We start from the raw sequence: 6,106 nt of genomic DNA, 5'->3' as shown, positions 1-6,106 counted from the left end.
TCCACGGGGACGCCGAGCACCGGCAGCGACGTCATCGCCGCCGCCATGCCCGGCAGGTGCGCCGCGCCGCCCGCGCCCGCGACGATGACCTTGAGGCCGCGCCCGGCCGCACCCTTGGCGTAATCGTACAGCCGGTCGGGCGTGCGGTGCGCCGACACCACTTTTGCCTCGTGTGCGACGCCCAGTGCGTCGAGCGTCTCGGCAGCATGGCGCATCGTCTCCCAGTCGGAGGTCGAGCCCATGATGATGCCGACGAGCGCCATGCGGGAAGGGTTAGCGGGGGCGGGGACCAACCTCAACCGTCATGCCGGGCTTGGACGGGGTTAGCGTTCGCTCAGGTAATAGCGCTCGACCTCGCGCAGGTCGTCGTCCAGCTCATAGACGATCGGTTGCCCGGTCGGAATCTCCAGCCCGGTGATCTCGTCGTCGGGGATGTTCGACAGGTGCTTGACCAGCGCGCGCAGCGAGTTGCCGTGCGCGGAGATCATCACTCGCGCGCCGCCCTTCAGCGCCGGCGCGATCCGCTCGTCCCAATAGGGCAGCACGCGCGCGATGGTGTCCTTCAGGCTCTCGGTCGCGGGCACCGCGACGCCGGCATAGCGGCGGTCGGCGGCGAGGTCGAACGCGCTGTCCGCTGCCATTGGCGGCGGCGGCACGTCAAAGCTGCGCCGCCAGACATGGACCTGCTCCGCGCCATGCCTGGCCGCCGTCTCCGCCTTGTCGAGCCCGGTCAGCCCGCCATAATGGCGCTCGTTGAGCCGCCAGTGCTTCTCCACCGGCAGCCACAATCGCCCCATCGCCGCCTGGGCGAGGTACAGGGTGCGGATCGCGCGGGTCTGCAGGCTGGTGAAGCACAGGTCGATGTCGACGCCGCGCGCGATCATCAGCTCGCCGGCCGCCCGCGCCTCCTCCTCGCCCTTGGCGGTCAGGTCGACGTCCCACCAGCCGGTGAAGCGGTTCTCCAGGTTCCAGGCGGACTGGCCATGGCGGATCAGGACAAGGGTCGGCATGGCAGGCTCCGTGGCTGGTGGCGCGCTGTCGCCCGCCGGCCGTGCCGGGTCAACGGCGGTTAGAGGCTCAGGGTCATGAAGCGGTTGTGCGGGCTGGGCGGGTAGCCGCCGAACGCGTCGCAATCGACGAACCCGGTCGCCTCGTACAGCGCATTGGCGGCGGCGAATCGTGGTGCCGTCCCCGTCTCCAGGCTGAGCCGGCGATAGCCGCGCGCCGACGCGGTCGCGATCAGGTGCGACAACAACGCCCGGGCAACGCCCTTGCCGCGATGGGCGACGACAGTGCGCATCGACTTGACCTCGCCATGATCGACACTCAGCGCGCGCAGGGCCGCGACGCCGAGCAGTTCCTCGCCGTCCCAGCCGGCGAAGAAGTTGATCCCCGGCCGGCGCAACCCGTCAAGGTCGAGCGCATGGGCGTTGTCGAGCGGCGTGTCGGCCCGCAGTTCGGCGAGGTGGAGGGCGAGCAGCTCGATCACGGCCGGATGGTCGAGCCCGCCGGGACGGATGGTGATCACAGCTCGTCAATCATGTCGGCGAGCACCTCCAGCGTGGCATGGGCCAGCAGCTTGGAGCGTGCCGGCGACCAGCCGAACTCGGCATCGGGATTGGGATCATGGTCCTTGAACGGCATTTCCAGCGTCATCGCGACCGCCCCGAACCGCTCAGCCAGCTGGTTGGTCGACATCGACAGGTTGGCGCGGCCGGGCTCGGAACGGGCATAGCCGCGCTCGGTCTGGAAATCGGGGCTGTGCGCGGCAAGGCGGCGGCCGAACTCATAGAATTTTGCGCCGTGCGGATCGGTCCAGCTCGGGATGCCGTCATAGCCGGCGAGGAAGTTGGCAGGGATCGCCTCGTCGCCATGCACGTCCATCGCAAAGGCGACGCCGCTCGCGTCCATCGCGTCGCGCACCAGCTTGACCTCCGGGCTCCTTTCCAGCGACGGCGCGTGCCACTCGCGGTTGAGGTTCACCCCTGCCGCATTGGTGCGCAGATGCCCGCGCCGCGTCCCGTCCGGGTTCATGTTGGGAACGCAATGGAACGTCGCCTTGGCGAGCAGGGCGGCGGTGTGCGGGTCGGCGGCATCGGCCAGCCGCTCCAGCAGGCCTTCCATGAACCACTCGCACATCGCTTCGCCGGGATGCTGGCGTGCATAGAACCACACCTGCCTGAGACCAGCGCCAACGGTGAACAGGTCGATCGCCTGACCATCAAGGCTCCGACCCAGGTCGCGATGCGTGAAGCCGGGTACAGCCGCGAAGCGGGCGACGAGCTGCTGGTGCCGCTCCATCGTGTAGGGGGCGAAATAGGCGAACCAGACGAGGTCGGCATTGCCAGCCCAGTCGAACGACAGGACGCCATCCTCATAGGTCGTCTCGATCATCCGCCACGCGAGGAGATCGGTCGAGGCGCGCACCTTGTAGCCCGGCCAGCCGAACGGATAGGCGGAACCGCCAGCGTTGATCAGGCGGAAGCTGGTGCGACGGCCGCCGACACCGGCCGCGCGGAAATAGAACCATTGGTAGAAGTCGGAGTGCGCGTCGGTCGCGATCTCCAGGTCGATCCGGTCGTGCTCCTGGCGCACAAACCGGATGTTGCCGCCGTCAAAGGCGGCGTTGATGCTGATCGTCATTTGACCTCGATAGTGCGCCCCGACTCGCCGGGAAAGCCCGTGAACATCGCGGCGGCGAGGCGCTGTGCCTGGGCGGGCGGGGTGGCGTCGGGCTTGCGCGCGTCGACCACGCCATGCGCCTTGCCCTCCCACACCGCGGTCTGGTCGGCGCGGCGCTTGATGGTGATCGACAGATCGGTGACCAGCACCGCCTGCCGGCCGCCGCCGCCGACCGGGAAGCCGACGCCGACATCGCCGCCGACCGCGGTGCCGCCGCGATAGCCGCCGCCCCTAAAGCCGCCGACGCCAAGCCCGACGCTGATCGGCGACCGGCGCGGCGGCCCGACCTGGGGAATGGCGTGGAAGTCGGTGATCGCAACAAAGTCGGCGAGCGCACCGGGCGCGGCCGGCGCGTAGCCGATCCGCGCCAGCTCCGCCTGCACCGCGCCGGCATAGTTCTGGAACTCAAGGCTCGGCGTGGTGGCGTTGGCAGGCTGGATCGCCACGGTGCCACGCGCAAGGTTATCGCCCAGGTGATAGCGGATGACCTGGGTCGGCGGCAGCGATGCGGTGGTGGCACAACCGGCCAGCGCCAGTGCGGCGAGGGCGAGGGGAGTAAGCGAACGCATCATGGAGGACCTCTGCCGGTTGAATGTTGCCAAAGCGTAACGCATGGCACGGACCGTGGGTCCAGACTGGCGCGTCGGTTGACTTGGCAGGTTTCCCGCTATAGGCGCACGCGCTTCCAAAGCCCCTCTACGCACGAAGCGAATCCCCCATGAAGATCCGCAATTCCCTGAAGTCGCTCAAGGATCGGCATCGCGACAATCGCGTGATCCGCCGCCGCGGCCGCACCTACGTCATCAACAAGACCAACCGCCGCTTCAAGGCGCGCCAGGGCTGAGTTCTCCCGTCATGCCGGGCTCGTCCCGGCATCCAGAGCCGCAAACGGTAGCGTTGGTCATCCTGGACCCCGGGACAGGTCCGGGGTGACGTCGGACGTGCCTAATCCCACAACCGTCATCTTCGACATCGGCGGCGTCCTGGTCGATTGGGACCCGCGCTTCCTCTACGAAAAGCTGATGCCGCCCGGCGCGGCGCTCGACGCGTTCCTCGCCGAGGTCGTCACCGCCGACTGGCATTTCCAGCACGATGCCGGCCGCCCCTTCGCCGAGACGTCGGCCGAGCTGATCGCGCGCTTCCCGCATCATGCCGAGCTGATCGCCGCCTGGGGTCCGCGCTTCAACGAGAGCAACCGCGGACTGGTCCCCGGTATGGACACGCTGGTCGCCGAGCTGGACCAGGGCGGCGTGCCGCTGTTCGCGATCACCAACTTCTCGGGCGAGTTCTTTCCCGGCTTCCGCGCCAAATACCCGGCCTTGTTCGACCGGTTCCGCTCGATCCTGGTGTCGGGCGACGAGAAGCTGGTGAAGCCCGACCTCGCCATCTACCGCCTGGCGCTGGAGCGGTTCGGAGTGGCTGCGGCGACCGCGGTGTTCGTCGACGACCGTGCCGACAATGTCGCGGGTGCCGAGGCGGCGGGCATGACCGGCATCGTCTTCACCGATGCCGCGGCGCTGCGCTCCTCGTTGCGAGGCCTCGGACTGCCGGTGTAGCCGTCGGCAGAACGGTCACGCTGTAGCTGTTCGCCGGGGTCAGCCAGCGCGCCGCCGCCGCCTTGATGTCGGCGATGGTGATCGCCTGCCGGCCGCTGATCGCGGTCCGCACCGCGTCGGTATCGCGCGGGTCGGCCAAATCGTCGGACAGCACGGTCAGCCAGTAATTATTGTCGCTGCCCTTCGCCCGCTCGATTCCGGCGATCTGGGTCGCCTGCGCTCGCGCCAGTGCGTCGGCACTCGGTCCGGCGGTCGCCAGATCGGCGGTGATGCGGTCGAGCGCCGCCTGAAAACCGGCGATCCGCGCGACCTTCATCTGGGCACCGATCACGACATTGCCATAGCCTGGCACGTAGCTGGAGGTGCCGCGCGACACAAACGGCGAATAGGTGCCGCCGGTCTGCTCGCGGAACTCCTCGATCAGCCGCTGCTCGATGATCGCGGTGGCAAGCGACAGCGCGCGGCTGAGCGCGATATCCGGCTGCGCGCCCGGCGTCGGATAGACACGGGCGACCGTCGCCTGGTCGGGGTCGCCGCGATGACGCAGCACCGGCACGCCGCCGGCGGCCGCGCGGGCGCTGACCGCAAGCTGCGTCGGCGTCGGTGCGATGTCGCTGCGCGGCGGCAGCGCGCCGAAGCTCTTCGCCACCGCATCGACCAGCGCGTCGCCGTCGAGGTCGCCCGTGACCACGACCCTGATCGGCCCGCGTGCGAGCTGGTCGGTCCAGAAGCGCTGGAAGTCGGGCAGCGTCAGCGCCGCGATCTCGTTGGCATCGGGCGTGCCGCGGAAACGCTGGTCGCCGCCATAGAACCAGCGCGTGCCGAAGCTGGACAATACCGACCCCGGCTGGCCGTACAGCGTCTGGTAGGTCGCCGCCGAGCTGTCGCGCAGCCGCGCCACCGGGCCTTCCGCATAGCGCATCTGGGTCAGCCCGGCGGTCATCAGCCGCAGCGCATCGGGCAGGTCGCGACGGTTGGTCTGGCTGACCAGCTGCACCCCCACCGTGCCCGCGCCGACGCCGAAGCCGATCTGTCGACCATCGGTCAGCTTGGTCAGCTCGTCGCGGCTGAACGGGCCGACGCCGGCCTGCGTCAGCGCGCTGGACGTCCAGAACAGCCCCGGATCGCCGACCGGCCGGTTGAGGACGCCATGGCCGACCAGCACGCGGATGCGGATCGTGTCCTTCTCGAACGCGGTGCGCTTGTAGTCTAGGGTGACGCCGTTGGCGAAGCTCACCCGCTCGATGCCGAGGTCGGCGATCGTGGCGCGGGTCGCTACCGTGCCGGGCGGCCCGGGCAAGGCGACCTCGTTCATCGACACCGCACGGATCGCCGCCTGTTTCTCCGCCGCGACGCCGCGGGCGGCGGCGAGGTCGGCGGTGATCGTGACGGGGTCGGCCCCGGTCGAGGTCAGGTGCACCAGCCGGGGATCGGCGGCGAAGCTGGTCGCCAGTGCGCGCTGGACCGCCTCGGGCGTGATCGCCGCGCGCTGCGCCAGGAACAGCGACAGGTAGAAGCGCCGCGTCGGCGTGACGTCGCCGCTGTCGACATCGTTGATGAAGGTGCTGGCGAGCGCCGCCGAACGCGGCGTCTGGGCATCGTCCAGCGCGCGGCGCAGGCCGCCCTGGACGTCGATGACCTGGCTCTCGATCTCCGCGGGCGACGGCGGGTTGGCGCGCAGATCGTTGACGATCGCGAAAATCTGGCCGAGCGCGGCGCGGGTCTGACCCGGCCGGGCGATGAACCCGATCGTCAACTGGTCGTCGATATGACGATTGAGGGAGCGCCCCGCGCCGACGCTGACCACGCCCGCGGGGATCGAGCTCTACCACGAGACGATCGGCTCGCCCACCGACCCGCCGCTACTC

Annotated in this window: 8 protein-coding genes; 2 read left to right on the top strand and 6 right to left on the bottom strand. The window is 69.4% G+C overall.

Annotated features, from left to right (window positions below):
* From HUU96_RS09770 to HUU96_RS09750, 5 genes are all read right to left on the bottom strand, one after another.
* On the bottom strand, nt 1-263 hold a 263-nt coding region (locus HUU96_RS09770; RefSeq protein WP_174292626.1), incomplete at its 3' end, for a 5-(carboxyamino)imidazole ribonucleotide mutase.
* 60 nt (nt 264-323) lie between these two features.
* A complete protein-coding gene (gene gpmA, locus HUU96_RS09765) occupies nt 324-1,010 on the bottom strand; it encodes a 2,3-diphosphoglycerate-dependent phosphoglycerate mutase (RefSeq protein WP_174292625.1) in 687 nt (228 codons plus the stop codon).
* Between the two features lie 59 nt (nt 1,011-1,069).
* Entirely contained in the window at nt 1,070-1,528 is a 459-nt protein-coding gene (locus HUU96_RS09760; RefSeq protein ID WP_217430307.1) for a GNAT family N-acetyltransferase, read from the bottom strand.
* Nucleotides 1,525-2,643, bottom strand: a complete 1,119-nt coding sequence (locus tag HUU96_RS09755) for a M14 family metallopeptidase (RefSeq protein ID WP_174292624.1) — start codon at nt 2,641-2,643, stop codon at nt 1,525-1,527. Before HUU96_RS09755 ends, HUU96_RS09760 begins: the two co-directional genes overlap by 4 nt.
* Nucleotides 2,640-3,251 carry a DUF4136 domain-containing protein gene (locus HUU96_RS09750; RefSeq protein WP_254605166.1) on the bottom strand — a complete coding sequence of 204 codons (612 nt, stop codon included), beginning with the start codon at nt 3,249-3,251 and terminating at the stop codon, nt 2,640-2,642. The genes HUU96_RS09755 and HUU96_RS09750 overlap by 4 nt, the downstream gene beginning before the upstream one ends.
* Before the next feature lie 149 nt (nt 3,252-3,400).
* Between HUU96_RS09750 and ykgO the strand changes: the two genes are divergently transcribed.
* A complete protein-coding gene (ykgO, locus tag HUU96_RS09745; protein ID WP_003046794.1) occupies nt 3,401-3,526 on the top strand; it encodes a type B 50S ribosomal protein L36 in 126 nt (41 codons plus the stop codon).
* A 97-nt stretch (nt 3,527-3,623) separates the two neighbouring features.
* Complete coding sequence (locus tag HUU96_RS09740) at nt 3,624-4,238, top strand: HAD family hydrolase (protein ID WP_254605165.1); 615 nt, start codon at nt 3,624-3,626, stop codon at nt 4,236-4,238.
* On the opposite strand, the gene HUU96_RS09735 is transcribed toward HUU96_RS09740, so the two are convergent.
* Nucleotides 4,183-5,994 carry an insulinase family protein gene (locus tag HUU96_RS09735; RefSeq protein ID WP_217430306.1) on the bottom strand — a complete coding sequence of 604 codons (1,812 nt, stop codon included), beginning with the start codon at nt 5,992-5,994 and terminating at the stop codon, nt 4,183-4,185. The genes HUU96_RS09740 and HUU96_RS09735 overlap by 56 nt on opposite strands.
* Nucleotides 5,995-6,106 lie beyond the last annotated feature (112 nt).

The sequence above is a fragment of the Sphingomonas bacterium genome (genome assembly GCF_903644135.1).
GTDB lineage: Bacteria > Pseudomonadota > Alphaproteobacteria > Sphingomonadales > Sphingomonadaceae > Sphingomonas.
The sequence above is the reverse complement of the archived record's forward strand: the minus strand, read 5'-3'. Positions and strand labels throughout refer to the sequence as shown.

What these genes read in the sequence shown, in the direction of transcription:
- gpmA (WP_174292625.1), bottom strand. Translation starts at nt 1,010, where the DNA reads ATGCCGACCCTTGTCCTGATCCGCCATGGCCAGTCCGCCTGGAACCTG.
- HUU96_RS09750 (WP_254605166.1), bottom strand. Translation starts at nt 3,251, where the DNA reads ATGCGTTCGCTTACTCCCCTCGCCCTCGCCGCACTGGCGCTGGCCGGT.
- HUU96_RS09755 (WP_174292624.1), bottom strand. Translation starts at nt 2,643, where the DNA reads ATGACGATCAGCATCAACGCCGCCTTTGACGGCGGCAACATCCGGTTT.
- ykgO (WP_003046794.1), top strand. Translation starts at nt 3,401, where the DNA reads ATGAAGATCCGCAATTCCCTGAAGTCGCTCAAGGATCGGCATCGCGAC.